Origin of the sequence: Bacillus sp. FSL R5-0512 (assembly GCF_038593295.1) — a bacterium.
In the GTDB taxonomy this organism is placed as follows: Bacteria; Bacillota; Bacilli; order Bacillales; family Bacillaceae; genus Bacillus; species Bacillus safensis.
The window spans coordinates 3314931-3340581 of sequence record NZ_CP151982.1; the positions used below are offsets into that span (position 1 = coordinate 3314931).

Consider the following 25651-nt stretch of genomic DNA (forward strand, 5'->3'; position numbering starts at 1 on the left):
CTATGAGTGGTCGTGGTATGTGTAAAAACCTCTCTTTGTCTTTTTGCCCAGCCAGCCTGCATTCACGTATTTTTTCAAAAGAGGACAAGGTCGATATTTGCTGTCTCCAAGTCCCTCGTGAAGGGTATTCATAATAAATAAACATGTATCCAGTCCGATGAAATCAGCTAGACGAAGCGGCCCCATTGGATGATTCATCCCAAGTGTCATCACGCCATCAATGCTTTCTGCATCTGCTACGCCTTCATACAGGGTGTAAATGGCTTCATTGATCATTGGCATCAATATGCGGTTTGATACAAACCCTGGGAAGTCTTCCACTTCAATTGGGGTTTTGTTTAATGTCTTCGCTGTTTCATAAACAACTTGATATGTGTCATCACTCGTTTGCAGCGCTCGAATGACTTCAACCAGTTTCATGACAGGAACCGGATTCATAAAATGCATGCCAATCACTTTCTCCGGTCTCCCCGTAACAGCTGCTAATTCTGTGATCGATAAGGAAGACGTGTTTGACGCAAATATGGCCTCAGCCTCTGCAAATTGATCAAGTGTTTCAAAGATTTGTTTTTTCACACTCATTTGTTCTGATGCGGCTTCTATGACTAAGTGAGCCTGCTGTACGTCTTTTAAATCTGTGGAAACGGCAAGCCGCTGCGTAATATCTCGGACTGCCTGATGTGCCAGCTTTCCTTTTTCTGCGCGCTTCGTCAGTTGTTTGGTCATGGAGGAGATCGCTCGATGAATCTGCTTTTCTGATGCATCATGGAGCAGAACTGTATAGCCTGACTGAGCAAACACTTGAGCAATGCCTGATCCCATTTGACCGGCTCCAACGACCATAACGGTCTCTTCTATACTCATCAATAAACGCCTCCCTTTTCATCTACCTTTATCATGATGGCGTCTCCTTGACCGCCTCCGCTGCAAATCGCCGCAATGCCAATGCCTCCGCCTCTTTGTCTTAATGCATGAATCAATGTCAATATCACGCGTGTTCCGCTTGCCCCAATCGGATGACCGAGCGCGACAGCCCCTCCGTTGATATTCATTTTCCGCCGGTCGATCCCAGTTATTTTTTCACATGCCAGAGCCACAGCTGAAAAGGCCTCATTGATTTCAAACAAATCAATATCCTCTAGGCGCTTTCCTGTTTTCTTTAAAAGCTTCTCGATAGCAAAGGCTGGTGTTTTCGGAAAATCCTTTGCCTCTACAGCAACCTGAGCATGACCGAGAACGACTGCCATTGGCTTTACGCCATGCCGTGCAGCATACGTGTCTTTCATTAAAAGGAGCGCACTTGCACCATCATTGACACCTGGTGCATTTCCAGCAGTGATGGTACCCTTCTGATCAAAAACAGGCATGAGCTTTGACAGCCGTTCATATGACGTATCACGCCGCGGAGATTCATCTTCTGTAATCAGCCGTTCTCCCGTTTTTGTTTTGACGGTGACGGGGGCGATTTCATGTTGAAAAAAGCCGTTTTTTTGCGCTTCGATGGCCCGTTCATGACTTCTGAGTGCCCACAGATCCTGCTCTTCGCGCGTGATGCCGAGCTCCTTTGCAGCCATACTTCCATACTCACCCATATGAACGCCTGTAAACGAACAGGTCAATCCATCTAAAATCATCGCATCTTGTACTGCACCATCACCCATTTTGTAGCCCCATCGCGCTTTTTTTAGCAGATAAGGAGCGTGAGACATGGATTCCATACCGCCCGCTGCGATGACCTCAGCATCTCCGGCTCGAATGATTTGATCTGCTGCGGTCACACTGCGCATGCCTGAAGCACAGACTTTATTGATGGTTTGTGTTGGAACAGACCAAGGAAGATCAGCATATCTTGCTGCTTGCCTTGAAGGAATCTGCCCTTGCCCTCCTTGTAAAACACTTCCCATAATGACCTCATCTATTTCATGAGAACCCGAAACTCTTTCCAGTGCAGCCTTGATCGCTATACCGCCTAGTTCTGCGGCAGTCAAACCACCGAGAGCGCCGCCTAGTTTCCCAAATGGTGTTCTTGCTCCAGATACAATGACCGTCGTACTCATATATGCCCCTCCCCATTTGTTACCGCTTACATATGATTTAGGCAGCTGATGAAACAGCGCCATGGATAAGCCGATGAACATCCTATTCATCGGCCTGTCATCTTTACGACACCTGTTTTCCAGGCTCGCCAAACACTGATTTTTCAAGAAGTTCGGCGACATCAAATGTGCCTACCTGCTCCTCTACTTCCTTCGCCTTCGTCCCATCTCCCAGCATCGTTAAGCAATAAGGACACCCTGAGCTGATGATGGACGGCTGGACCTGTAACGCCTGCTCCGTTCGTGCAGTGTTAATCCGGGTACCCGTCTCTTCTTCCATCCACATTAAGCCCCCGCCTGCACCGCAGCACATACCAGTTTCACGGTTGCGCTCCATTTCTTTCAGCGTCACACCTGGAATGGCTTTTAAAATGTCTCTTGGCGGGTCGTACACTTCGTTATATCTGCCTAGGTAGCAAGAGTCGTGGAAAGTAATCACTTCGTTCACTTCATGTACAGGTGTTATTTTCCCTTCTTTCACTAACTCTGCCAGTAATTCTGTATGATGGTATACTTCTGCCTCAAGTCCGAAGTCTGGGTATTCATTTTTAAATAAGTTATAGGCGTGTGGATCAATCGTGACGATCTTTGTGACGCCGTTTTTCTGGAATTCTTCAATGTTTTTTGCAGCAAGCTCTTGGAATAAAAATTCGTTTCCGAGTCTTCTTGGCGTATCGCCTGAGTTTTTCTCTTTATTGCCTAGGATGGCAAAGGATACTCCCGCTTCATTGAGGAGCTTTGCAAAAGCAAGTGCAATCTTTTGGCTTCGATTGTCATATGCCCCCATTGAACCAACCCAGAATAAATAATCAAAGCTTTGATCTGCTTTTTTCAACTCTTTCACTGTTGGCACATGCACATCTTCTCTCAGTTCACGCCAATTTTCTCTTTCTTTCCGGTTCAATCCCCACGGGTTCCCTTGGCGCTCAATGCTTGTCATGGCACGCTGTGCATCTGCGTCCATTTTTCCTTCGGTCAGCACAAGATATCTGCGCATATCAATAATCTTATCAACGTGTTCATTCATGACAGGGCATTGGTCTTCACAGTTTCGGCACGTCGTACATGCCCAGATCTCTTCTTCTGTAATGACCTCTCCAATAAGAGAAGGATGATATATAGAGCTGGCAGCCGACTCTTCCGCACCTGCTCCTCTCGCCTGCAGTGCCAGCTGGTTTCCTGTTGTCTGCTTGAAAGCAAGCTGCGGGACCCAAGGTGTCTTTGATGTAATGGCGGCCCCTTTATTGGTTAAATGATCTCTTAACCTTAAAATCAAATCCATTGGAGACAGCATCTTCCCTGTCCCTGTTGCCGGGCACATATTCGTGCAGCGCCCGCATTCCACACAGGCGTAAAGATCGATGAGCTGAGACTGACGGAAGTCTTCAATTTTTCCTACACCGAAGGTCTCTTGTGACTCATCTTCAAAATCAATTTTTTGCAGCTTGCCTGGCGGGTCTAATCTGCTGACAAATACGTTCACAGGCCCTGCAATCAGATGGGCGTGCTTTGACTGAGGAACGTATACTAAGAATGTCAGCAAAATAAGAAGATGCACCCACCATGCGGCATAAAAAACAATCGCAGCCGCAAGAGGTGAAATTCCGCCCAGCAAGAAGGCAATACCAGAAGCGATTGGCTCAGTTGGTGATAGAGAGTGTCCATGCCAGATGATGTTCATACCGTTCCCAAGTAAGACTGTCAGCATTAAGCCGCCAATAAATAAAAGCACTAGTCCCGATTTGAAGCCTCGTTTTAAACGGACAAGCTTTTCCACGTATCTTCTATGGAAAGCCCATACAACTGCCACTAAAATGAGAAGTGTGACCACCTCTTGGAAAAACGTAAAGACCCCGTACACCGGACCTAAAGGAAGCCCGCTGTCTGGAATAAGCCCCTTCAGAATAAAATCAAGGGCTCCGAACTGTACGAGGATAAATCCGTAGAAAAACAGCACATGAATGATGCCGCTCTTCTTGTCCTTTAACAGCTTCTTTTGCCCAAATACGTTGACCCAAACACGCTCTAAGCGTTTCTTCATGTCTTGTTGAAACTCTTCTTTTTTACCAAGACGAATATACGCCGCTCGTGTTCGAATGAGATAAACAAACAAATACACAGCGTAAGCGGTCACCGCCGCAAATGCGATCAAGTTGATGATTAAAAGGCTATTCATCTTGCTCCCCCTTTCATTCCCCAAAACCCTCTTTGTTCCGTTTCCATGTTGTACCTCTATCATAAATAATGAATGAGTATTCAGTCAATATTTTTTACACGTTTGGGTACACTATTGAAATATGCAAAAAAGGAGGAAGTTTCATGATCGCATTGATCATCCTACTCGTACTCATTGCCATCGTTTTGCTCGTGATGTTAGACCTTTATATGGGAAGGAAATATTTTTCTACTCACGCATTTGAACGGTCTTTTGACCAAACAAGCGGCGATGCTGCCTTTTATCATGATGGCGAACCATTTTTCGATCAGCTGATTACCGATATACAGCAGGCCTCTTCTTCTATTCATATGATGTTCTTTATTGTAAAGAACGACAAGATTGGTCAAAGGGTCTTACAAGCATTGAAAGCCAAAGCGGAGCAAGGCGTTTCCGTCTTTTTGCTGACCGACCGATTAGGCTCCTATCCGTTTGATCAAAAGGCGATTGACATGCTAGAAAGAAGCGGCATTCAATTTTACTTTTTAAATAAGCCTCGTTTTCCTTTTTTGATTTACCGTTTAAACATGAGAAATCACCGTAAAATCACGGTGATTGATGGGAAAATTGGCTATATTGGCGGATTTAATATAGGCGATGAATATGTTGGAAAGAAAGGCCGCTTTGGCATTTGGAAGGATTATCATTTGCGGATGACTGGACAGGTTGTCGCAGATCTCCAGCATGTGTTTCTGAATGATTTGTACCGGTCGTCTGGCATTCATCAGCTGCAATATGAGGTTTTCCCTGCATTGGAACCGGGAACATTACAATGCACAACACGCGCGACTGCTGGCTTTTCTTTAGAAGCTTTATTTCTCCAAGATATTCAGCAGGCGAGGAAACAGATCATCATCTGTACGCCTTATTTTATTCCATCTTCCCCTCTTCTGAAGGCGCTGCTTGATGCACGAAAGCGGGGCGTCACAGTTGAAATCATCATTCCAATGAAAGCGGATCATCCACTTGTCAAAGAGGCTGGCTTTCATTATTTGAAGGACCTCATTGCCTCTGGATGTCTTGTTTATCGTTTTTATAAAGGGTTTTATCATTCGAAAGCCATTTTGATTGATTACAGCCGCTGTATGATCAGTACCGCGAATTTTGATAAACGCAGCTTGTTTTTAAACGAAGAAGTAGATGTAGCCATTGATGATCCCGCTTTTACTGCACACGTAGAAGAAAAGATTCGGGAGCATATGGAGGTATCTGAAATCTTGACAGAAGAAACATTGTCAAAGCGCCCGCTTTTCACACGGCCGCTTGAGTGGGTTGCCGCCATGTTCTCGTATTTTTTATAAAGGAGATGACCTATGCGTTATCGATTTGGTTATGTATCCAATGCCGTCACCTTGTGGGAAGCTTCTCCTGCCAAGTCGCTGACCTTTGCAAGATACAGCAAGCTCGCTAAGGAAGAAAGAAAAGAGACTTTATTGCGAACAACAAAAGCCAATCTCGTGAATACATTAAGAACGCTTTATTTCGCCATTGCTCATGATATCCCGCTTTACCGTTTTTCAAGCTCGATCGTCCCGCTCGCGACCCATCCAGAGGTGCGCTGGGACTTTGTGACACCTTTTCACAAAGAATTTCTTGAGATCGGCAAGCTGGTGAAACGGCACGGCTTACGGGTCAGCTTTCACCCCAATCAATTTACCTTGTTTACCAGTCCAAAACCTTCGATTACAGAAAATGCCGTCATCGATATGACATACCATTATCAAATGCTTGAGGCGATGAAGCTCGATAAGGAAGGCTACATGAACATTCATGTAGGCGGGGCGTACGGCGATAAAGAATCGGCTCTTCAACGCTTTGATGAAAATATCAAACAGCTTCCGGCTCATATCAAGGCGAGAATGACACTTGAGAACGATGACAAAACATATACGTCGCTGGAAACGCTTGGTGTATGTGAAAAGCATGACATTCCGTTTGTTTTTGATTACCATCATCATGTGGCAAATAAAGATGATGATGCCGCACTCGATGACATCCTGCCAAGAATGTTCGACACTTGGACAAACACTGGCATTCCACCCAAAATCCATTTGTCTTCACCTAAATCAGAAAAAGCCATACGCAGTCATGCAGATGGAGTAGATATGAACTTTGTCTTACCGCTTTTTCAAGCATTAAAACCGTATGGTCGTGATGTAGATTTCATGATTGAAGCAAAATTAAAGGATCAAGCTCTGCTCCGTCTAGTCGAAGAGCTGTCAGCGATAAGGGGCAATCGGCGGACGGGCGGGGGAATCATTGAGTGGAAAACATAGAGAAAGGTTTACCTTTGTGCAAATGGGGGTAACAAAGCTATTGTGAGAAAGTAATTAACAGGAGGATATGAAGATGTCTCAAATCTATTCAATCCGAATCGCTGCGAAAGCGTTGAATTTACATAAGCTTATTTCTCTTTATGAAAAGTGCCAGCAGGCTCAGCATCGTTTATATGTGTATTCTAAAAAGACAATGTGCAGCATTAAGAACATCGTAGAGCTTGAAACCTTCAGGCTCACTCATTTAGAATCTGACTACTTAATTGTCGTGGAGGGGAAAAAAGCGCAAGACCTCCTACAGCCATTTGAAAAAGAGAAGGTTTCATAAAGAAGAGCAGCCGCGGGCTGCTCTTTCAGATTGGTTGACAAAGGGCTAAAATGATCTTGATTTTAGCCCTTTGTCTTCTTTTCAGCGTGATAGAAAACCTTTGCAGTCTTAGGAAGGACGAGTACCGGCGCGGAGCGAATTTGACATTCGTGAGCACCGGCACGCAGGCGTGACAACGAATGCGAGGGTTTGTCTACATGCTGGGAGAGCAGCCGCGGGCTGCTCTTTTGCTATATCCACTCTTTTGTTAACCAAACTTGTTTGGAAGCTGCATCCATTTTCACTTGTGCCCCTATTGGCATCGTAAGCATTGGGTGCGTATGAGCACAGTCAAAATCAGCGATAAGTGGTCTTTTTGTCTCTCCGAGTACCTCAAGTAAAATCTCATAAGGCTCTTTGCCCGTCCCTTCATCATCAAACAGCTCATGTTTTCCTAAAAGAATCCCAGAAACCCGTTCAAACACGCCATTTACTTTCAATAAAGAGAAGTTCTTTTCTACAACCGACGCGGTTTTCATACAATCTTCAATGAGAAGGATGTCTCCGTTTTGGATGGCTGGCATGAACTCACTTCCCCATATGCCGTACATCGCATTCAAGTTCCCGCCGATCAATCTGCCTTCTGCTTGTCCCTCTATGACGCACAACCAATCATTTGGACGCTGCTTTTTATCACCCGTCTTTTCTTCCCAATTGATTCGTTCATCTGTCCAAAAAGGCGGTTTTTCAATCTGATAAGGAATGGTTTGATGGGACATCAGGATGTCCTCAAACGACTGATATGTATAAGTGACAAACGGTTCAAACTCGCCAAAAGAAGGAACAAGCGCCGGTCCGTAGAAAACAGGCAGTCCCGTTTTTTCGTAGGCCGCTAAAAGAATCGCTGTCGCATCTGAATAACCAATCATGATTTTCGGATGTTGTTTCAGCAGGTCAAAATCAAGATAAGGCAGCAAACTATTTGAATTCGTCCCGCCAATCATTGACATGATGCACGCCAAGTCCTCTCTAGCCATCAGCTCATTCAGCTCATCTGCTCGTTCTTGAATTGTACCTGAACGGTAGTAATCCTCTTTCCCTGTTAATGATCCTGGAACCACAATGAATCCTTTTTGCTCAAGCCACTTCTTCGCCCGCTCATACCTAAGAGGCGAGGTCGCTGATGCAGGACTAGAAGGTGAAAATATACTGATCTTATCGCCCTTTTGTAATCGCCGAAGCCCCTTCATTCCATCAGATCCTTCCTACAAACGTTTTTTCTATCCTAACAAAAAAAGCCCTTTATCAAAAGGGCTTTCTCTTTAATGACCAAACTGCGCTTCATGCAGTCTGCTGTACACGCCTCCCATTTGAATAAGGTCTTGGTGACGGCCTTGTTCTTGGATGCCTTCCTCTGTCACGACGATGATACGATCGGCGTGTTTAATTGTTGCCAGGCGGTGGGCAATGACGAGTGTTGTCCTTCCGACAGCCAGTTCGCTCAGTGCATCCTGTATAGCTTTTTCTGTTTCTGTATCAAGTGCTGATGTGGCTTCATCTAAAATAAGAATCGAAGGATTTTTTAGGAACATCCGCGCAATCGACAGACGCTGCTTTTGACCTCCCGACAGTTTGACGCCGCGCTCGCCTATGACTGTATTTAATCCTTCTGGGAAACGCTGGACGAGTTCCTCTAAATGCGCACGACGTACAGCCTCCCAAATCTCTGCATCGCTGGCTTCTAAGTTGCCGTACGCAATGTTTTCTCGAATGGTGCCTGAGAATAAAAAGACATCCTGCTGCACAATGCCGATCTGCTGTCTTAAAGAAGACAAGGTCATCGATTTTGTACTCACACCATCAATCGTAATCCCCCCTTTATCCACATCATAAAAACGTGGCAGCAAACTGCAAATCGTCGATTTCCCGGCTCCTGAAGGCCCGACAAACGCAACAGTTTCTCCTTGTTTGATCTTCAAATCGATGTCCTTTAACACATGGCTGTGCTCATCGTAGCCGAATGTCACGTTTCGATATTCAATTTCACCTTTCAGTCCGAATACATCACGAGCTCCCTCTGTATCCTTTACATCTGGCTCTGTTTCAAGTAAGTCGACATAGCTTTTAAAGCCCGCAATTCCTTTTGGATACATTTCAATCACTGTGTTGATTTTATCAATCGGTCTGAATAAGACATTTGTAATGAGAACAAACGCGATAAATCCACCTGCCGTTAATTGCCCCTGCAGAACAAACCATGTCCCTGCCAGAAGGACAAACAGTGTCACAAGACGTGTGAGAATGTAACTGATTGAGCCGTTCACCGACATGATTTTATATGAAAGAAGCTTCGCTTTCCGAAAGCGGTTGTTGTTTTCAGCAAAACGCTTTTTCTCGAAATGTTCGTTGGCAAAAGCTTGAACAAGACGAATGCCGCCAATATTGTTTTCAACCCTTGCATGAAAGTCTCCAATGTCATTGTTCAGCTGTGTAATCGCCTGTGTCATCTTCTTATTAAAATGAAGGGCAAGCCAAATGATGACAGGCATGATCAAGAAGGTTAAGATAGCAAGCTGCCAGTTAATCATCAGCATGACAGCAAAGGCGCCAAGAATCGTCATAATTGCAATAAACAAATCCTCAGGTCCGTGATGAGCCACCTCACCAATGTACATGAGGTCATTTGTCATTCGAGACATAAGCTTACCCGTTTTGTTGTTATCAAAGAACTTAAATGAGAGACGCTGAAAATGATCAAACAGCTTCTTCCTCATATCTGTTTCAATATTGATGCCAAGCATGTGTCCCCAGTACGACACAATAAACTGCATAACCGAGCTGAGTGCATAAATGATAAACAGAGCAAGTGCGGTCCAGGCAATGACCGTCCAGTTCCCTGTTGGTAATAATGTATCAATGAAGTAGTTCACGATCAGCGGGAAACCTAGCTCCATCAGTCCAACTGCGACAGCGCAAAAGAAATCTAAAAAGAACAGACCGCGATAGGGCCTGTAATAGGCGAAAAAGCGTTTTAGCATATGTAAAAGAACCTCATTTCCTCTATAATTGATAATCATTTTCAATTATAGAGGAATCCTCTTCAAAATACTAGATCAGGAAATGATTTCTTTGGCTGGAAATCCTCATAATACGCCAGAAAACAACCGGGCAAATGATTCCTTCAAACGCTCTTTTAAGCCTCTTTTATAAAAATGAACAGGGCCCATTTGCTCACATTCCTTCATATCTTCCTCATAGTGGGCCATCAATTGCTCAATTGGCTTTTTCGCAGCTGTAAAGACATTGACCTCAAAATTGAGCTGAAAGCTTCTCATATCGACATTCGCGGTACCGACAGAGGCGAGTTCTCCATCTGCGATCATCACCTTTTGATGCATGAATCCTTTCTGATAGTGATACACCTTGATGCCCTCTTTTAGAAGCTCAGAAAAATAAGATCGTGTGGCGTATTGTGTGAGAAATCCGTCATTGATCTCTGGAACCATCACACGCACGTCCACCCCTCTTGTGGCAGCGATTTTGAGCGCAGTGCGAATCGATTCGTTTGGTACAAAGTAAGGTGTGGCAATCCAGACAAATTGTTTCGCATTAGAAATGAGGGCATCATATAAATCACTCATACTTTCTTTCATATCAGGTCCAGTTGGTACAACCTGAATGACATCCTCGCCTGTCACAGAATGCGGCGTATGATACCTCGGATCATCAATTAATACTTCATCTGATACATACTCCCAATCCAGCATAAAAACGGAGTGAAGGGTCTGAACAGCCTCACCCTTTAACATGGCATGCGTATCACGCCAAAAGCCGATCTTTTCATCCCGTCCTACGTATTCCTTGCCGACATTTAACCCGCCGACAAACCCTGTCTCTCCATCAATAATGACGATTTTCCGGTGATTTCGAAAATTGAATTTTTGATTAAAGAATCCATATTTTAAAGGTAGAAAAGGAGCGACCTTGACCCCTGCCTGCTTCAAGCGTTTAATATCTTTTCGGGAGAAGCGGATGCTGCCTGCCGCATCATATATGAAACGGACCTCTACCCCTTCTTTCACTTTTTCAATCAAAATCTCCATCATCCGGTGGCCGAGGAAATCGGATTTGAACATGTAATATTCAATATGAATGAACGATTTTGCCTTTTTTAACTCTTCAAAAATTCTGGGGAACGTCTCCTCCCCATTCTTTAAAATCTCCATATCACTATTTGTGTTCACATGCATGCCTGTTGCTTTTTCTGTGTAATGAAAAAAAGCACGCTGATTATCGGTTAAACGTGACTCATTCGGCTTACTCTCAAGCTCAGAGATTCTGCGTAATTTCTCGCGGTTATACATTCTCTTTGATTTGAATAAATGCCCCTTTACATAGAGCTGCCCTGAGAACAGATAGAACATATAGCCAATGATCGGGAAAAAAATCAGCACATATATCCATAACAGCGTGTGCTGTGATGTACGGTTCTCCAGCATGAGTGAGATGATACTAAATAAAATAATGGCGATATAAATCGCTGCGTACAGCTGAACGCTCCACGCCGGCACAGTCCACCAATACACCACATATGCCCCGAATATCATAAAATATAAAAATAAAAATTCCAGTCTTCTCTTTTTCACATTCTCCGCCCTCATTCTGTCTTTTTCTCTTCCATACCCTTTGTACAGCTTGTATGAAACGCACGACCCATTCCTTTCTCCTAGCCTTTACAGACTGACGCTATTTGATCCGATATAATGGAGAAATACGTGATGGAAAGGAAGATTTGTTTATGCATACACCTCCACCTTTAAAAAAAGGCAGCCATATTCGGGTCATTGCCCCAAGCCGAAGTGCCAGCATTTTATCAAAAGAAGGAATTTCTCAAGCGAAAAAACGTCTGGAGTCTTTAGGGTTCACTGTCTCTTTTGGACAGCACGTCTTTGAATGTGACCTTCATTCATCATCGTCTATTGAACACCGCTTGTCTGATCTGCATGAGGCGTTCAAAGATGATGAGGTCGATGGTATTTTGACAGCCATCGGAGGCTTCAACTGCAATGAGCTTTTGCCTTATATTGATTACGACTTGATCCGTCAGCATCCTAAAGTCCTTTGCGGCTATAGTGACATTACAGCACTTGCAAGCGCCATTACAGCGAAATGTGATATGGTAACATATTCTGGCCCCCATTTCTCAAGCTTTCAAATGGAGCAGGGGCAGGAGGAGCAGACCGCTATGTTTCAAGCTTGCTTGATGAACGGCAGCGAACCGTTTGATGTGATTCCTTCGACAAAATGGAGTGATGACGCGTGGTATCTCGATCAAGCGAACAGGCAGTTTCATCCGACGAAATGGAACATATATCAGGAAGGAACAGCTGAAGGCACCTTGTTTGGCGGAAACCTTTGTACACTGAACTTACTGCAAGGGACATCGTTTATGCCGAATGTAAAGGATGCGATCTTATTTGTGGAAGATGATGAGCTGGTGTTCCCTGAAATGTTCGCCAGAGACCTTACCTCCCTCCTGCAGCATGCACAATCAATCAAAGGGTTGATCATCGGACGCTTTCAGAAAAAATCCAAGATGACAGAGGAACATTTAAGATTCATCCTAGATAAGTACCCAATGCTCAAACACATCCCTGTGATTTATGATGTCGATATCGGACATACACAGCCAGTCTTCACTTTACCGATTGGTGGAAACGTTCAACTAGCGTGTACAAATGGAGACGTGAAGCTGCGCATTCATTCATAACGAAAGGCCAAAAAGCACCCGAATAGGCGGTGCTTTTTTCTATGCCATCATCTTTTTTGAAATTTTTTTAGAAAAAGTGATCCAACCCTCTATCCCCTTCGTTAAGTAGATGTAAAAGAAAAGAGAGGAGGCAAAAATATGTTTTCTGATGTACTTAGCCAATTATTTGATTCTATTTCTAACATAATTAATACGCTTGGATAATTTTCAAAACCCGCTATCTCTTAAGGATAGCGGGTTTTTTATACCAAAAAGCCCCACTCATTCAATAGAGTGGGGCTTTCTTTTATTTCATTACATCTTTTCCGGAGCCGATACACCAATTAGTTTTAATGCATTCGCAAGCGTGATTTGTGTTGCTTTCATGAGTGAAAGACGTGCTGTTGTTTTTGTTTCGTTTTCTGCGTCAATGACCTTCTCGGCATTGTAGAAGCTGTGAAGGGCTGATGCAAGGTCATAAATATAGTTCGTCACGCGGTGCGGAATACGCTTTTCAGCTGCTTCTGCTACAACTTCTGGGAAGCTGCCAATGATTTTCAGAAGATCGTATTCTTTTTCCGATTGAATGTGAGAGAAATCGGCTTTTTCAAGGTTCGGTTCATAGCCTTTTTCTTCACCTTGACGCAGCATGCTGCAAATTCTCGCATGCGCATATTGTGCATAGTACACAGGGTTTTCGTTAGACGTAGAAATCGCTAAGTCTAGGTCAAAGTCCATATGTGTCGCCGCACTTCTCATCGCAAAGAAATAACGAGTCGCATCTAAGCCGACTTCTTCAATCAAGTCACGCATTGTGACGGCTTTACCTGTACGTTTACTCATCTTCATCTTTTCACCGTTTTTGTAAAGGTGAACAAGCTGAATGATTTCGACTTCAAGCTTGTCAGCTGGATATCCAAGTGCTTGAATCGCCGCTTTCATTCGAGGGATATAGCCGTGATGGTCCGCTCCCCAAATGTTAATGAGCTGGTCAAAGCCTCTGTCCAATTTGTCTTTATGATATGCGATGTCTGGAAGCAGGTAAGTGAAGCTGCCGTCTTTTTTAATCAGCACACGGTCCTTGTCATCGCCAAAATCAGTTGATCGCAGCCACGTTGCGCCATCTTCTTCAAAAACATAGCCTTTAGCGCGAAGTGTCTCCAGCGCTGGTTCGATTTTTCCATTTTCATATAAAGAGGTTTCTGAATACCATACATCAAATGGCACACGGAAATTCTCAAGGTCTACACGTAATTTCTCTAATTCGTATTTCAAGCCGTATTCACGGAAGAACTTCATACGCTCTTCTTCCGGTTCATGAACAAAACGGTCCCCAAATTCATCCGCAAGCTTTTGTCCGATGCCTTTGATGTCTTCTCCTCTGTAGCCGTCTTCAGGCATTTCTTTTTCAAGACCGAGTGCCTCAAAATAACGTACTTCTACAGATAAAGCGAGGTTATTGATTTGATTCCCTGCATCGTTGATATAGTATTCACGGCTCACATCGAACCCTGCTTTATCAAGGATGTTGCAAAGGGAATCTCCTACAGCTGCTCCGCGGGCATGTCCAAGGTGAAGATCACCTGTTGGGTTGGCTGAGACGAATTCGACTTGCACCTTTTGACCGCCACCTGTATTCGTTTCGCCATAAGCTTCTTTTGCCTCAAGAACAGCTGGAATGAGTTTTGTTAAATACTGATTGTTCATATAAAAGTTAATGAACCCTGGACCTGCGATATCCAGTTTTTCAATGGAAGCTTTCCCTTTATCAAATGCATTGACGATGTCCTCTGCGATTTGACGAGGTGCTTTTTTCGCAATGCGGGCAAGCTGCATCGCCATGTTGGTCGAGTAATCACCGTGAGTTTTGTCTTTCGGCACTTCTAAAAGGACATCTGGCACCTGGCTTTCATCGGCAAGTCCTGCTTTGACGACTGCCGCTATGATTTCTTCTTTTAACGCATCTTTGACCTGTTCTGCGATATTCATGAACGTAAATCCTCCTTATACGAAATCGATAATGTATGTAAATGCTTTTGATCTTCTCCTGTCAGCATATCGTACGTAATGTGCAGCAGCCCCTTGTCCACATCGAGATCAATACCATGTGTGTGCACATCTAACTGAAGTGTACCGAATGGCATCGTGTAATGTGTGACGGTTGTTTCTCCAATGAGAAAGCGCTGCTTCATTTGAATAGCCCCTGATCTCATCACAAAAATTTCTTTTTCACTCATTTTCACAACGGTTTTTACTTGACCCATTTCATGTTCTTCATGGTAAGTGAGATACGTTTTGTCATTCTTCTCTTGGTACGTTCCAGTCGTGCGGAATTCGATCGTTTCAGCCGGCTCCGTCTCTGGTTTCATCACTGACTTTACATGAATTGAAATTTGGTTTTGTGTCATTTTGCACTTCCTTTGCTAAGACCCGTTTAACTAAAATAGTATACCATATTCACGATCGCCTATCATACCATCATTTCTCATCTTCACGGCGATTAAACTTCGTTTTTCATCTTCAGCCATCCCTTTAGAAAAAAAGAAAAATACAACTGACCACTACGACAAGTCCAGCCTTTACGCCCAAGTCTTTTCTTTTCATTAAGTAAAAAAGAGCCTGTATGCCTGAACTTGCCAAAAATGCCTGAAAAAAATCAAATGGTGCGATTTGATCCTTTTTAAATACCACCTGCATGAATAACGCAATGGCCGTCAAATAGAAAAAGCCTCGATCGTGAAACAGTCCCAGCATCTCTTCCTTAGCTTCCTTTTTCGAAGCAAAAACAGGCGGATCAGCTGCGAGCTCTCGTTTCAGTGTGAGAAAGCCTGCCGCTAACACACATAAAAGCGAGAAACACCATCAATATGGACGAGAACATGAGCTGCCTCCTTTATTTTTTGACCAATGTAAAAAAAGAGCTTGTCCATATGAGATGACAAGCTCCTCTATCAACTGATTATTTCACAAACCCAAGCAGCATTTCGCGTAAAAGCTTACTCGCTGTATTCGCTGTTTGGTCTGAATGATCATATACAGGTGCTACCTCGACAAGGTCAGCCCCGACGACTTGGACGTCAGATCCTGCAATCGCATGAATGGATGCAAGCAGCTCTTTTGATGTAATACCCCCAGCATCTACCGTTCCTGTACCAGGTGCATGAGCTGGGTCAAGTACATCAATGTCAATCGTCACATACACTGGACGCCCTTTTAGCTTTGGCAATACTTGCTTCAATGGCTCGAGTACTTCAAATTTAGAAATGTGCATACCCGCTTTTTTTGCCCATTCAAATTCTTCTTTCATCCCAGAACGGATGCCGAAAGAGAATACATTTTCAGGTCCAATAAGCCCTGCAACTTTACGAATCGGTGTTGAATGTGAAAGCGGCTCACCCTCATATTCCTCACGAAGATCCGTATGTGCGTCCATATGGATGATGGCCAAATCAGGATATTTCTTATACATCGCACGGAAAACCGGCCAAGACACGAGATGCTCGCCGCCCATTCCTAATGGAAACTTTCCTTTTTCCAAAATGCTGTCGACATACTCTTCAATTAAATCTAAGCTTTTCTGTGCATTGCCAAATGGAAGCGGGATGTCGCCCGCATCAAAGAATGGCACCTCATGCAGCTCACGATCTAAATAAGGGCTGTATTCCTCTAAACCGATCGATACTTCACGAATGCGGTTCGGACCGAAACGTGAACCTGGGCGGTAGCTGACTGTCCAGTCCATCGGCATGCCGTATAAAATGACCTTTGCATCTTCCCATGTCGGATGACTTCCAATAAACACTTTTCCTGAATAAGCCTCATCGAATCTCATGCAAGATTCCTCCTTTTACGCTTCAAAAAATGCGCAAACCGTCATTTGCGCATGTCCATTTCGCTTGATTTATTTGATTAAGTCGCTCACAAATTTCGGCAGAACGAATGCCGCTTTGTGCAATTCTTTTGTGTAATATTTCGTCTCAATATCAAAGAAACGGCTGTCTTCTACAGCAAGTGGATCATATTTTTTAGAACCGATGGTGAATGTCCAAAGACCGCTTGGATACGTTGGAATATTCGCTGTGTAAAGCTTCGTAATTGGGAAAATTTCTTTTACATCACGCTGTACATTTGTAATCAGCTCAGGTGTGAACCAAGGGTTGTCCGTTTGTGCAACGAAAATACCGTCTTCTTTCAGTGCTTTTGCGATTCCTGCGTAAAATCCTTTAGAGAACAGGTTCACAGCTGGTCCAACTGGCTCAGTAGAGTCAACCATGATGACATCATACTCGTTGTCAGCTTCAGCAATGTGCATAAAACCGTCTCCTACTTTCACATCTACACGAGGATCGTCTAGTTTCCCAGCGATAGAAGGAAGGAATTTCTTCGAGTATTCGATGACCTTTCCGTCAATATCAACAAGTGTCGCTTTTTTCACACTTGGGTGTTTGAGGATCTCACGAATGACACCGCCGTCTCCTCCACCTACAACAAGAACATTTTCCGGGTTTGGATGAGTGAAAAGAGGAACATGTGCCACCATTTCGTGGTATACAAACTCATCTTTCTCAGACGTCATCACCATGCCGTCTAAAAACAGCATATTGCCAAACTCTTCTGTTTCTACCATTTCTAAATGCTGAAAGTCTGTTTGTTCTGTGTGAAGGGTTTTGTTCACCTTCAATGTAATACCAAAATTCTTCGTTTGCTTCTCTGTATACCAAAGTTCGCTCATTGTTCATCTTCCTCTCATCCAATAATAAACAAACATCTATTGTTAGCGCCTTTTATCGGCTTTGACTATATCGATTGTCCAAGAAAAAAGTATAGTGGATTCATATCAAATTGTAAAGAACCGCATGAGTTCTCTTCATTTTTTAAAGCGCTCCAGCAATCGCTTGTTTAAAACGGTTTTCTTTGTTCCATACTGATAAAAAACCGTCAAAATGGGGGCTTTGCATGGACACAATCATGAGTAATAAAAAAATCCGCATGACCGTGAAAACGATTCGAGCCTGTTTTTTTATCGGCTTGCTCGCTTTTCTATTTGCAGGTACCGTCTTTTTGACGATTCTATTAATAGCTAAATGGCAAGGTGCCCCTTCTGTTCAAGTTCCCCAATCCACGACCATTTATGCAGCCGATGGCTCAAAGCTTGGAGAATCCAGCTTTGGAGAAAAGAGATATTGGGTGCCATTAAAGGAGATGTCTCCTCATATCAGACAGGCAGTTGTCGCTGTTGAAGATAAAACCTTTTATGAGCATCATGGCTTTGATGTGAAACGGATGGCAGGTGCTGCGGTGGCCGATATTCGTGCCATGGCTAAGGTGCAAGGTGCCAGCACGATCACCCAGCAATATGCACGAAACCTTTATTTAGATCATGATAAAACGTGGAAACGGAAGTGGAATGAAGCCTTTTACACGATTCGTTTAGAACAAAACTATACAAAAGATGAGATTTTAGAAGGATACTTGAACACCATTTATTATGGTCACGGAGCGTACGGTGTGGAAGCAGCGTCCCGTCTGTATTTCGGGAAAAAAGCAAAGAACTTAACCCTCGCTGAATCTGCCCTGCTTGCCGGTATCCCAAAGGGGCCTTCTCTCTATTCCCCTTATGTGAATGAGGAGAAAGCCAGCGCAAGAAAGAATATGATTCTGAGACAAATGCACGAGGATGGCATGATTACGAAAAAAGCAGCCGATAATGCTGCGAAAGAAAAACTGTCCTATCGCCCTTTGCAAGAGAAGCAGCTGCAAGCAAAGCAAGCCCCGTATTTTTATGACGATGTGATTCGAGAGTTGAAACAAAGTTTGGGGTTAACTGAGGAACAGATTGAAACCTATGGGCTTCATATCCAAACGACTCTCAATCCAGAATTACAGAAAATCGCAGAAAAGACACTAAAAAACGAGATGAATTCCAAATCAGAAATCCAAATCGGCTTTGCCGCCATCCATCCCCAAACAGGGCATGTACTTGCCCTCATAGGCGGGAGAGATTATGAGAAAAGTCCATTCAATCGGGTGACACAAGCAAAAAGGCAGCCCGGTTCAACCATGAAACCCCTTCTCTATTACATTGCCTTGCAAAACGGGTTTACACCCGCAACCGTCATGCGGAGTGAGGAAACGGTGTTTGAACTGGATGATCAAGGCAGCGATGCCGCTTATTCACCAAGCAATTATCACGGCTATTACGCCAATGACGGCATTACAATGCTTCAAGCTTTAGCGCTGTCTGATAATATTTACGCAGTAAAGACCCATCTATTTTTAGGAATGGAACAGCTTGTACGTGCTGGCAAGACATTTGGAATCAAGGAGAAACTAGATCAAGTACCCTCTCTTGCCCTGGGCACGTCTCCTGTGAAACCCATTGAAATGACCAATGCATACGCCATGCTGGTCAATGGCGGAAAACGCGTCAAACCAACCTTTATTACGAAAGTAACCGACGCAAAAGGCAATGTGCTTTTTGAAGAGAAACAAAAACGAGAACAAATCCTAGATGAAAAAGCAGCATTTGTCACCACCGACATGATGTCAGGCATGTTCAATGATCAATTAAACGGCTATACAAGTGTCACTGGCCGCACCATTATAAAGGACCTTACACGAACATACGGAGGAAAGTCTGGGACTACAGGCGCCGACAGCTGGATGATCGGCTTCTCTCCCCAGCTCGTCACAGGTGTATGGACAGGCTATGATAAAGGCCGCACCATTGACTCAGTCGAAGAAACGGCCTATGCGAAAAAAATATGGGCTTCCTTTATGGAATCAGCTCTCTCAAAGCAGCCAGCCTCCTCCTTCATGCCGCCTGACGGTGTCAAAGGGGTATATATCAATCCAAAAACCGGAGATCTCGCAGGTCCAGGATGTGAATCAAAGGTATTCACCTATTTTATAGAAGGAACGGAGCCCACAGGTGTCTGCTATGGTGCTGAGGACAAGGCCTCTGAGCAGGAACCAGTTCAAGATCAAAAGCCAAAGAAATGGTGGGAAAAGTGGCTGAAACGTTAAAAAAGACATGAAAAACCCCGAGACCTGCATCTCGGGATTCTCCATGTCCTAGCTTTAACACCAGTTTACTCAAAAAACGGATCGAATTGGTAGACATCCGCCAATCTTCACAAAAATTTCACAATTATTCAGGGACAGCCAATCCTTCTTTTAATTCATCTGTTGATGCGTCCCATAGCGCTTGATTATGACCTTTTAAGAAGTCAGCCAGCACCTTTTTGGATACGTCGTCCATATGACTAACGACAATTTTTCGCTTCATCGATTTATCCATTAAATTCACATGCTCTGGAAGTGACTTATACCCGCGGCGGATCGAACGGTCAACGGTCATTTCACAAGCCGTCACACCTGCATAATAAGGTCCTTCTTCTCTGCGGTCAATCGTCACCCATACGAGCCAATACGGCTTTCCGTTCGGCACCTCTTCTTTTGTTTTCAAAAATTTAATTCCTTTTTCGACGGCACTTCTTGCATGCATGGCACCAATATCAATGACAGCTTCCTTTTCTTCTACATCAATGATGACTGGCGAGATATTATCAAGGCTGAGGGCGCCTGCCCCAAAGCCTCCATGTCCGTCGGTCGCATCTGTTTTTTTAATGATGTTAAAACCAATTGGTTTCTTCTTTTTACCTTCCATTCTTTAAACCTCCTAAAGCAGCGGCTTCAAAATAAGATTAAACCAGTATATGATTTGATCCCGCATTCCGATCAATGGACCAAACACAAACTGTCCCAGTGGTGTGATCACGAATATGAGAAAAATAATGATCCCATATTGTTCAAATTGCGTCATTTTCGCCCGGATACGGGGGCTGACGACGTCCTCAATAATCCGATACCCATCCAGCGGCGGAAGTGGTAATAAGTTAAATAGGAACAAGATGACGTTTAAGTTAATAAAGATCTGGAAGAAATAATCGACTCCCGGCTCAAAGCGCATGATCCACTCCCCGCCAAATTTCTGAAGAAGCACATACACAAAAAAGCCCAAAAACGCCAGCACCAAGTTACTTAATGGCCCAGCAATGGAGACACAAATCCCTGCTAAGCGCGGTTTTTTAAAATGGTAACGATTCACCGGTACAGGTCTCGCCCAGCCAAACCCGGCCACAAAGATCAAAATCGTCCCGAATACATCGAGATGCTTCAGTGGATTGAGCGTCAGTCTCCCTTGATTCTTAGCCGTCGGGTCTCCGAATCGGTACGCAACATATGCATGCGCCAGCTCGTGCATCGTAAATGCAACAACAAGCGTAATGGCAACATATGGAATAAGCTCTAATGGATAAACAAGAAATTGGTTCAAAGGCAAGAATCCCTCTTTCTTTCTATACAATGATTTACTTCATTCAGTATACTATAAGAAGTCCCTTAAACTAAAGGGAAGCGTAGCATTAAAGGAAAAAGGAGGTTTTCGCCATGCCGATTGTCACCGTTCAAATGCTTGAAGGAAGAACAGACGAGCAGAAAAGAGCTCTTGTGGAGAAAGTCACTGATGCCGTTGTTGAAACAACAGGCGCAGGTGCAGAAAAAGTCTCTGTTATTATTGAAGAAATGAAAAAGGAACACTATGCCGTAGCAGGAAAGCGAATGAGCGATCTGTAAGCATATAAAAAGGACAAACACTCAATGTGTTTGTCCTTTTGTCTGCATTCTTATCTGTACCACGCTTTATTACGGTTCACTTGATTTTTATGAGCCGCATCGAAGAAATCGACTGTGTAAGAATAATCATAGTTCATTAAGCAGACAATGCCGCTTCCTTGAGGGTCATGCGGTAAGCCAAAGTTATGGCCGTATTCATGCGTAGCCGCTTTTGCAGTGTTCGCTGTTCCTTGATCAAGGTTAACGGCGAATGCACTTCCGCTTGGTGCACTATTGTAGACATAAGCAATTCCGCCAGCATCAAAGTTTGGATTTGCTGTAAATCCAGTGACAAAGTCATATCCTCTGCCATCAAAGCTTCGCGCAAGGTTAGACAGAATTTGCTCTGCATTTGATCCCGAAGACGTCCAAGATCCTACTGCTTGTACGACAAAGTCCACATCATGATCACGGTTAAACGTGACATCTGCTTGCTCGATGATGCTGACAATCCGTGTTTGCCAGTCACTATATTTCGCACGATACTGCGCATCAGCGACCGCATAGACAGTGACCTTCTGACTGCCTGTACTTGCTTTTGTTGAAATTGAATCTCCTGTATTGGCCTTAAAGGTTCTCGAGCCTACCTGCTTACCAGACTCATCTAATACCTTTGTTGTCACATCTCGTTCAATTGGAGGTGCTGTCTTCAAATCTTTAAAATCTTTTGCTTTTGGCAGCCCCTCACTAATATGGGTTTCGAACGGCGCATGACCATGATCATGCCCATGACCTGCACTCGCTACTGGTGCTGAAGCTGAACTTACCCCCGGTAACAAACTACCTACCAATAAAAATGACAAAAAGACTGAACGCTTTTTCATTCCTATCCCTCCTTTATTTTTCACAAGGTTATATATTCACTGAAAATTCACCATTTTCCTTCTATTCAGTCAAAAACAGGGAATTAGATGCACAGGAAAAAAGTCGAATTACGTCATTTTCACTAATTTTTCGGATATTTTGACACACATTTCATCGAAAAATAGCGCTTTTGGTCTGGGTCTTACCAAACAAAAAAAGCCCTAAAAGTCGGGCTTTTGTTCAACTAGTTCAATTCCTTCAACTGATCAATATAAGCAAGGGCCGCCTCAAATTCTTCGTCCGTATAGCGCTGCTTGCTTTTAATGGTAAAGACCTTTTCCTTTACCTCCTCTTCTGGCAGGTCATCAAAATATAAAATCGTTGAGACAAGCTCTAGGAAACGGGATGATTGCTCGTTCATCTGCTGCGTCAGCGCTTTGAGGTCAGGCATGTCCACTTCACACTGATCGAGAAACTCTTTCCCATTGTCCGTCAGCGAATAGCGATATTGATAGTATCCGCCCTTTTTTTCCTTCATTTCGTCCAAGAATCCAAGGTTGCACAGCTCTTCAATTCTGAGCGTCAACTCCTCTGAATAGGGGCCATAAAAATGAAAATCGTATTTCTCGTAAAAAGGCAAATCTAGCTTTTTTGCTATGTAAATCATCTTTTGCAGCTTCTTCCGTCCAACGATTTCCCCTGATTCAGAGAATACCTTCATCAACTTTGCATGCTCTTTCAACAAATTCCCGACATCTCCTTTTTCAGTACTTCCTTATCCCAAACCAAGCAGCTTCATGATCGCCTTTTTTTCTTCAGCTTTTTCCGACATATCTACAATTAAGTCCATCGGGAAATAAAGTTTATGATCGGTTCTTCGTTTACCGGAAATGGCGTCAACAATATCTGACTGTCTCGACAGTTCTTTAATATGACCGCTTTGCGTCAAAAGGTGGATTGGCAGCCTCTCTTCTTCCTCCCCTGGTCTGTAGAAGTCATAGGGCAAGTCAGAGGAAGAGTCGACCACTAAATAGTAGTCAGGATCAATTCCTGCCTCCTTGAACAAGGCGGTCAGCTTGAAATATTTCGTCATTTCTTCATTTGGATTAAACTCTGTATATTGGAACAATCGGCGGTTCATAAAACGGCGGCACAAATCAGCCAGCACGTGATCTTCTTCATCTTCCCACGCCTGAAAATAAAATAAGACAATGGATTCATCCAGCTTAATATAGTCCTCTGTGGTGACATTCCCCTCAAAGATTGAATAAAAGTGAACGGGGGCATGTGTGAAAATATAACCCGTTTCATGCAGCTCTTTTGCCCGATGAAGGATTTTCGTTAAAATGACTTCCGCACTGCGTGTCACTGGGTGGAAATAGACTTGCCAGTACATTTGATAGCGGCTCATAATATAATCTTCAACCGCATGCATCCCGCTCTGCTTCATCACAATCTGATCTTCTCTCGGGCGCATCACACGTAAAATACGTTCCATATCAAAGTGGCCGTAGCTGACGCCTGTATAGTAGGCATCACGCTGCAAATAGTCCATTCGGTCGGCATCAATTTGACTTGAGATCAAACTGACCACCTGCTTGTTTTGATACGTTTTGGCAATGACTTCAGCCACATGCTTCGGGAAATCATCACTCACCCGGCGAAGCACTTCATTGACTTCCGTCTGCCCTAAAATAATATCTCTTGTAAACGATTCATGGTCTAAGTGGAAGACCTTTTCAAAGGAATGAGAAAATGGACCATGTCCGAGGTCATGAAGCAAGGCTGCACTAAGTACAAGCTCGCGCTCCCCTTCATCCCATTCAGGCCGCCCTTTAAACACATCATCCACAATTCGTCTCACAATCTCGTATACACCGAGTGAATGATTGAATCGGCTGTGTTCTGCACCATGAAACGTCAAATAAGTAGTTCCTAGCTGTTTAATTCGTCTCAGGCGCTGAAACTCTCTTGTTCCTATTAAATCCCATATTAATGCATCCCTTACGTGAACATAACGGTGCACAGGATCTTTAAATACCTTTTCCTCAGATAATTTCCCTTTTGGATACGCCATCGTTTCGTCCCTCTTTTTTTAAGACGTGTTTCTATTATATCGGGTAACTTTTCCCGAAAACATCCTTGAATTTGCTGGTGAATGTGTTCTCAGAAGTTGCACGGACGTAAAAAGCCCGACCTGACAGGGACGGACCTCTTTTTAGGTCGACTGAACACATTCAGTGACATTTATTTGACTTTTTTTTGAACCTTTTCGAGTAATTCATCTTCTGTTGGTGCGGATAATGGGCGATTGTTCACAAACGCAAAAGCCTTTTTTCGTCCTGGACCACAATAGGATTGACAGCCGATCTCAATTTTTGCATCAGGGTCAACCGATTTGAGTCGAGGCAATAACGTCTTTAGGTTCGTCGCATCACAATCGTCACATACGCGAAACTCATTAGCCATGGTCTTACGCTTCCTTTCAATGATGATACTTCATTCTATATGAAACAGTTGGACAGCCAATCGTGAATAATATACCACCCAACATTGTACATCGAAGCGGCTGGACTTGCAAGACGCTTTGCCGCTCCAATCACGTGCTTACATAAAAGCTAGTATTTTCCACTATCCTTTTAGCAAACTTGTATAAACCTTCTTGAACTTGGCTAATCTAATACCATCAAATCATATGGGGGTTTAAACACATGTCAAAACAAAGACAAGATGCTTGGTCAGAGGAAAATGATCTCCTCCTGGCAGAAACCGTCTTACGTCACGTCAGAGAGGGCAGCACGCAGCTAAATGCGTTTGAAGAAGTTGGAGACAAGCTGAACCGCACCTCAGCGGCATGCGGATTTAGATGGAATGCTGTCGTCAGACATCAATATGAAAAAGCGTTGGCACTTGCCAAAAAACAGCGAAAACAACGGATGCGCGCACTTGGCAATGGCCAGCCTGCGAAAAAACGATTACTTTATCAGCCGCAAGTAGAAGAAACGGTTACTCAAGAGGAATTCTCACAGGAACTAGAGCCAGCAAAGGAAGAAACATTTGCACCAGCAGCTGAAACTGCTGAACAGCTTCAGTTTGTGGATCAAAGCTACAATGAAGAGTTAGCTAGTTTATCACATTTATTGTCACAGGCTTCTCCTGCCCCAAATACCGCAGAGAAAAAACCGGAAGCAAATCCATTTAGGCAGCATCAAGAATTAACCATCGACGATATCATTGATTTCTTACGCCGTTATGAAGGCGATGGTCAGCAATCCACTGCCTTACGTATGGAAAACAGCCGCTTAAAACGAGAAAACAATGAGCTTTCTCATAAAGTTTCGCAGCTAGAAGCTGAAGTGAAAAAGCTTGAAAAGGATCAGCTCACAATTCAAGAAGATTATGAAACACTCGTCAAAATCATGAACCGTGCAAGAAAACTAGTTTTGTTTGAAGAGGACGATAGTGCCGCACCAACCTTTAAAATGGACCGGAACGGCAACCTCGAAAAAATGGCAGAATAACAAAAAG

24 protein-coding genes are annotated in these 25651 nt (G+C 43.7%); 7 read left to right on the forward strand and 17 right to left on the reverse strand.

Features of this window, described 5'->3' with window-relative positions; translation table 11 throughout:
* The 3 genes from NSQ25_RS17085 to NSQ25_RS17095 all read right to left on the reverse strand — a co-directional run bounded on the left by NSQ25_RS17085 (position 1) and on the right by NSQ25_RS17095 (position 4272).
* Positions 1 to 864, reverse strand: coding sequence for a 3-hydroxybutyryl-CoA dehydrogenase (locus NSQ25_RS17085; protein ID WP_326135885.1), 864 nt, complete (start codon positions 862 to 864; stop codon positions 1 to 3).
* Entirely contained in the window at positions 864 to 2057 is a 1194-nt protein-coding gene (locus NSQ25_RS17090; protein ID WP_065215048.1) for an acetyl-CoA C-acetyltransferase, read from the reverse strand. Before NSQ25_RS17090 ends, NSQ25_RS17085 begins: the two co-directional genes overlap by 1 nt.
* 103 nt (positions 2058 to 2160) lie before the next feature.
* Positions 2161 to 4272 (reverse strand): heterodisulfide reductase-related iron-sulfur binding cluster, encoded by a 2112-nt coding sequence (locus NSQ25_RS17095; protein WP_081124980.1) that lies wholly within the window; start codon positions 4270 to 4272, stop codon positions 2161 to 2163.
* A gap of 143 nt (positions 4273 to 4415) precedes the next feature.
* Between NSQ25_RS17095 and cls (NSQ25_RS17100) the strand changes: the two genes are divergently transcribed.
* The 3 genes from cls (NSQ25_RS17100) (at position 4416) to NSQ25_RS17110 (ending at position 6915) form a co-directional block, all read left to right on the forward strand.
* On the forward strand, positions 4416 to 5612 hold the full coding sequence (gene cls / locus NSQ25_RS17100; protein ID WP_065214889.1) for a cardiolipin synthase: 1197 nt from the start codon (positions 4416 to 4418) through the stop codon (positions 5610 to 5612).
* A 12-nt stretch (positions 5613 to 5624) separates the two neighbouring features.
* The gene (gene uvsE, locus NSQ25_RS17105) at positions 5625 to 6587 is read left to right on the forward strand and encodes a UV DNA damage repair endonuclease UvsE (RefSeq protein ID WP_144496429.1); all 963 of its coding nucleotides are present in this window, start codon (positions 5625 to 5627) and stop codon (positions 6585 to 6587) included.
* Positions 6588 to 6660: 73 nt separating this feature from the next.
* On the forward strand, positions 6661 to 6915 hold the full coding sequence (locus NSQ25_RS17110) for a hypothetical protein (RefSeq protein WP_034281244.1): 255 nt from the start codon (positions 6661 to 6663) through the stop codon (positions 6913 to 6915).
* A 230-nt stretch (positions 6916 to 7145) separates the two neighbouring features.
* On the opposite strand, the gene NSQ25_RS17115 is transcribed toward NSQ25_RS17110, so the two are convergent.
* The 3 genes from NSQ25_RS17115 to cls (NSQ25_RS17125) form a co-directional block, all read right to left on the reverse strand.
* Positions 7146 to 8144, reverse strand: a complete 999-nt coding sequence (locus tag NSQ25_RS17115) for a S66 peptidase family protein (protein WP_326135886.1) — start codon at positions 8142 to 8144, stop codon at positions 7146 to 7148.
* Between the two features lie 72 nt (positions 8145 to 8216).
* Positions 8217 to 9932, reverse strand: a complete 1716-nt coding sequence (locus NSQ25_RS17120) for an ABC transporter ATP-binding protein (protein ID WP_326135887.1) — start codon at positions 9930 to 9932, stop codon at positions 8217 to 8219.
* A 105-nt stretch (positions 9933 to 10037) separates the two neighbouring features.
* Entirely contained in the window at positions 10038 to 11540 is a 1503-nt protein-coding gene (gene cls, locus NSQ25_RS17125) for a cardiolipin synthase (RefSeq protein ID WP_041115905.1), read from the reverse strand.
* Between the two features lie 152 nt (positions 11541 to 11692).
* Here cls (NSQ25_RS17125) and NSQ25_RS17130 point away from each other — a divergent pair, with 152 nt between their 5' ends.
* Positions 11693 to 12664 carry a S66 peptidase family protein gene (locus NSQ25_RS17130; protein ID WP_326135888.1) on the forward strand — a complete coding sequence of 324 codons (972 nt, stop codon included), beginning with the start codon at positions 11693 to 11695 and terminating at the stop codon, positions 12662 to 12664.
* Between the two features lie 294 nt (positions 12665 to 12958).
* Here the strand turns inward: NSQ25_RS17130 and argS are convergent, their stop codons facing one another.
* The 5 genes from argS to speE form a co-directional block, all read right to left on the reverse strand.
* Positions 12959 to 14632, reverse strand: coding sequence for an arginine--tRNA ligase (argS, locus tag NSQ25_RS17135; RefSeq protein WP_034281247.1), 1674 nt, complete (start codon positions 14630 to 14632; stop codon positions 12959 to 12961).
* Entirely contained in the window at positions 14629 to 15051 is a 423-nt protein-coding gene (locus NSQ25_RS17140) for a DUF1934 family protein (protein ID WP_003215400.1), read from the reverse strand. Before NSQ25_RS17140 ends, argS begins: the two co-directional genes overlap by 4 nt.
* 124 nt (positions 15052 to 15175) lie before the next feature.
* Positions 15176 to 15397, reverse strand: coding sequence for a hypothetical protein (locus tag NSQ25_RS17145; RefSeq protein WP_326135889.1), 222 nt, complete (start codon positions 15395 to 15397; stop codon positions 15176 to 15178).
* Between the two features lie 205 nt (positions 15398 to 15602).
* A complete protein-coding gene (gene speB, locus NSQ25_RS17150; RefSeq protein WP_326135890.1) occupies positions 15603 to 16475 on the reverse strand; it encodes an agmatinase in 873 nt (290 codons plus the stop codon).
* A gap of 69 nt (positions 16476 to 16544) precedes the next feature.
* The gene (speE, locus tag NSQ25_RS17155; protein ID WP_025093862.1) at positions 16545 to 17375 is read right to left on the reverse strand and encodes a spermidine synthase; all 831 of its coding nucleotides are present in this window, start codon (positions 17373 to 17375) and stop codon (positions 16545 to 16547) included.
* Positions 17376 to 17599: 224 nt separating this feature from the next.
* On the opposite strand from speE, the gene NSQ25_RS17160 reads away from it, so the two are divergent.
* On the forward strand, positions 17600 to 19669 hold the full coding sequence (locus NSQ25_RS17160; protein WP_326135891.1) for a transglycosylase domain-containing protein: 2070 nt from the start codon (positions 17600 to 17602) through the stop codon (positions 19667 to 19669).
* A 124-nt stretch (positions 19670 to 19793) separates the two neighbouring features.
* On the opposite strand, the gene NSQ25_RS17165 is transcribed toward NSQ25_RS17160, so the two are convergent.
* Together NSQ25_RS17165 and NSQ25_RS17170 are read right to left on the reverse strand one after the other, a co-directional pair.
* Positions 19794 to 20312 (reverse strand): YwhD family protein, encoded by a 519-nt coding sequence (locus tag NSQ25_RS17165; protein ID WP_024423769.1) that lies wholly within the window; start codon positions 20310 to 20312, stop codon positions 19794 to 19796.
* 12 nt (positions 20313 to 20324) lie between these two features.
* Complete coding sequence (locus NSQ25_RS17170; RefSeq protein WP_223251054.1) at positions 20325 to 20981, reverse strand: site-2 protease family protein; 657 nt, start codon at positions 20979 to 20981, stop codon at positions 20325 to 20327.
* 113 nt (positions 20982 to 21094) lie between these two features.
* Between NSQ25_RS17170 and NSQ25_RS17175 the strand changes: the two genes are divergently transcribed.
* The gene (locus tag NSQ25_RS17175; RefSeq protein WP_003214939.1) at positions 21095 to 21280 is read left to right on the forward strand and encodes a 2-hydroxymuconate tautomerase; all 186 of its coding nucleotides are present in this window, start codon (positions 21095 to 21097) and stop codon (positions 21278 to 21280) included.
* 50 nt (positions 21281 to 21330) lie between these two features.
* Here NSQ25_RS17175 and NSQ25_RS17180 read toward each other — a convergent pair whose 3' ends face one another.
* The 4 genes from NSQ25_RS17180 to NSQ25_RS17195 form a co-directional block, all read right to left on the reverse strand.
* Positions 21331 to 22143 carry a zinc-dependent metalloprotease gene (locus NSQ25_RS17180; protein ID WP_025093861.1) on the reverse strand — a complete coding sequence of 271 codons (813 nt, stop codon included), beginning with the start codon at positions 22141 to 22143 and terminating at the stop codon, positions 21331 to 21333.
* Between the two features lie 224 nt (positions 22144 to 22367).
* Positions 22368 to 22868 (reverse strand): YwgA family protein, encoded by a 501-nt coding sequence (locus NSQ25_RS17185; RefSeq protein ID WP_144496430.1) that lies wholly within the window; start codon positions 22866 to 22868, stop codon positions 22368 to 22370.
* A gap of 30 nt (positions 22869 to 22898) precedes the next feature.
* On the reverse strand, positions 22899 to 24200 hold the full coding sequence (locus NSQ25_RS17190; RefSeq protein WP_007497716.1) for an HD domain-containing protein: 1302 nt from the start codon (positions 24198 to 24200) through the stop codon (positions 22899 to 22901).
* Positions 24201 to 24370: 170 nt separating this feature from the next.
* Positions 24371 to 24592, reverse strand: a complete 222-nt coding sequence (locus NSQ25_RS17195; protein ID WP_003215259.1) for a DUF1450 domain-containing protein — start codon at positions 24590 to 24592, stop codon at positions 24371 to 24373.
* Between the two features lie 242 nt (positions 24593 to 24834).
* Between NSQ25_RS17195 and NSQ25_RS17200 the strand changes: the two genes are divergently transcribed.
* A complete protein-coding gene (locus tag NSQ25_RS17200; protein WP_034281253.1) occupies positions 24835 to 25644 on the forward strand; it encodes an RsfA family transcriptional regulator in 810 nt (269 codons plus the stop codon).
* Positions 25645 to 25651: the final 7 nt, after the last annotated feature.